This is a genomic window from Candidatus Electronema sp. TJ (assembly GCF_048287355.1).
Taxonomy (GTDB): Bacteria; Desulfobacterota; Desulfobulbia; order Desulfobulbales; family Desulfobulbaceae; genus Electronema.
On sequence record NZ_JBLWEP010000187.1, the window covers coordinates 1 to 2,858 of the forward strand.

Consider the following 2,858-nt stretch of genomic DNA (forward strand, 5'->3'; position numbering starts at 1 on the left):
CTTCCTTGCTGTGCCCGGAAGGGCACTTAAGTCATTTTATGATGCTCCGGCTCTATTGCGCAAGACTGGCCGCAGGACAGGCCATTCGTCATATTTCTCTTATTGGAGGGTGTTGTTTATGAAGCTGCAAGCGTTGTTTCCTTTTCTCTCGTGGTTCAAGCTGATCAGCAAGGAGAGCCTCAAGGCGGACATCTTCGCTGGGCTGACCGGCGCTGTGATCGTGCTGCCGCAGGGCGTGGCCTTTGCCACCATTGCCGGAATGCCGCCGGAATACGGTCTCTACACAGCGATGATCACCCCGATCATTGCCGCGCTCTTCGGCTCTTCCTTTCACCTGATCTCCGGGCCGACCACAGCCATCTCCATTGTCGTCTTCTCGGCCATCAGCCAGTACGCAACCCCAGGCTCGCCCGAATTTATCTCTCTTGCCCTGACGCTGACCTTCCTTGCCGGAGTCTATCAGCTTGCTTTTGGGCTGGCGCGGCTCGGCGTGCTGGTTAATTTTGTTTCGCACACCGTGGTGATCGGCTTCACCGCCGGAGCCGCAGTGCTCATCGCCACCAGCCAGCTCAAGCACATCACCGGCATTCCGATCAAGAGCGGCTCAGAATTCCTGCACACTTGGGCCGCGCTGATTCATGGCATCGGCCAGCTGAACATCTATCTGCTGATCATCGCCGCTGTCACGCTGGCGGTGTCTGTTGCGGTGAAAAAATTCATGCGGAAGGCACCGAACCTGCTGGTCGGTCTGATTGTCGGCAGCGTCTTGGCCGTGTATCTCAGCACCTTTGCCGAGGGCATCAAGTTTGTCGGCGAGATTCCGGCCCAGCTGCCGCCGCTCTCCATGCCTGACCTCTCGCTGGCAACCATCAAATCCCTTGCTGCGCAAGCCTTCGCTGTCGCCCTGCTTGGCCTGATCGAAGCGGTGTCCATCAGCCGGGCTGTGGCCACCAAATCTGGCCAGCGCATTAACGCCAATCAGGAATTCATCGGCCAAGGCATGTCAAATCTAGTCGGCAGCTTTTTCTCCAGCTACGCAGGCTCCGGTTCCTTCACACGCTCCGGCATCAACTATGAGGCAGGCGCAAAAACGCCGCTGTCCGCCGTCTTCGCCGCTGTCGCCTTGGCTGGCATCATCCTCTTGATCGCCCCGCTGGCGAAATATCTGCCTATCGCCGCGATGGGCGGAGTCATCCTCTTGGTCGCCTACAACCTGATTGATTTTCATCATATCAAGCATGTGCTGGAGTTCAGCAAGTCCGAATCCGCAATACTGATGACCACCTTCTTCGCCACCCTGTTCCTAGAGCTGGAGTTCGCCATTTATCTTGGCGTGCTGCTCTCGCTGGTGCTGTTTTTGGCAAAAACGTCCATCCCGGAGATTCCTGCCTTGTCCATTGACGCTTCTGACGAGAACAACAGGAAGTTTGTCACCCTTGACCAGAAGCCGCTGCGCGAATGCCCGCAGCTGAAAATCATCCGCATTGACCGTTCAGTTTACTTCGGCTCCATCACCCGCATTCAGAACCGCATTGCCGAGATTTCCGACAAAGAGGGCATTCACAATATCTTGATCATCGCCACAGGCATCAATATGATTGATCTGGCTGGCGCGGAGGCCTTGGCGGCAGAGCACAGCCGTTTGAAAAAGCTCAACGGCGGCCTCTACTTTGTGGACATGAAGCCTGCGGTTTATGAAACAGCGGCGAAGTCAGGCTTCATCAAGAAGATCGGCAGCGGCAACTTCTTTGACGAGAAAAGCAAAGCCATTACCGCCATCCACAAGAACCTTGATCCGCATAAGTGCGGCGGCTGCAAGGCATTAGTCTTCCGGGAATGCCAGCAGCTGCCCGCAGGCGCAGAGCTGAGTAAGGCCGTCTTCACTCGGCCCAAGCAGCAGGACAGCAGCGGGCGAGGGCTGACTCCTGATGTCGGCATGATTCTCCCGCATCCGCTGGCCGGGCAGGCGTAATTCCAGCCAAGCCCCGCCATGCGCCGCCGCTTGACGGGCACTGCGGAAAATGCTTACGGAAGCGCGGCCTGCCGAATCCCATGCTCATGACTGTCCGAAGGTCATGTGCATGACTATCTGAAGGTCATGCTCATGACTTTCAAACGTTCAGGATTTTGGGAGCTGCCGCAGGACACCCATCTGCTGTAGCACCTCTTTTCAAACACGGAGCCGCACATGCCCCGCTGGCATCACGTGGGCGAAAGATTTTTCGTCCTTGCGGTGCCCCTGCGCACGAATGCATGCATTTGATGGGCAGGACAGAGCTGCTTGTATCTTCCAATTTTCAGATCAGACCATTTTCTCTTGCTTTTCTCACACAAAATGCTCTATTCTATTAAATATGGCTGGAGCAATATAACTTGAAAGCGCATCCTGCGGCAGGTTCAGGCTTCAATTCCGCTCAGAGTGTTTGTTGGCGCAAGCACTCTGAGCGAACGCTAATGGTATATTTCGCATAACTGTATACTGCTTCAGCTATAGAACTATTAGGTAGTGGGTTAAATCCGTTGATCAGGCGTTTTCTGAATATCGTCCCCTCTCAAATAAATTACCCCGCCGCCCCCTTGGGGCGGCGGCGGGGTAATTTATTTGCCGAAATTGCAGATCGGGTAATGGCAGACAGCGCAATTGCGGCAGAGACCGCCGTGGCCCATGGCTGCGAAGTCTGCACGGCTGAGGCGTTCTCCGGCAAGAATGCGCGGCAGGATCAGATCAAAGACCGTGATCTTGTGGAACATGCCGCAGGCAGGCAAGCCGAGCACCGCCGCCTGGCCGATCCGAGCGCAAAGAAACATCGCGCCGGGCAGCACCGGCGTGCCGTAAACAATATCTTCAGCCCCGGCCT

Annotated in this window: 1 protein-coding gene and 1 pseudogene; one reads left to right on the forward strand and one right to left on the reverse strand. The window is 56.0% G+C overall.

The genetic code is table 11. The features are described from left to right. Positions 1-118 precede the first annotated feature (118 nt). Positions 119-1,972 carry a SulP family inorganic anion transporter gene (locus ACNKID_RS10980; RefSeq protein ID WP_417913473.1) on the forward strand — a complete coding sequence of 618 codons (1,854 nt, stop codon included), beginning with the start codon at positions 119-121 and terminating at the stop codon, positions 1,970-1,972. Between the two features lie 626 nt (positions 1,973-2,598). On the opposite strand, the pseudogene ACNKID_RS10985 reads toward ACNKID_RS10980, so the two are convergent. After that, positions 2,599-2,858 (reverse strand): annotated as a pseudogene (locus ACNKID_RS10985) (molybdopterin-binding protein); the annotation flags it as partial.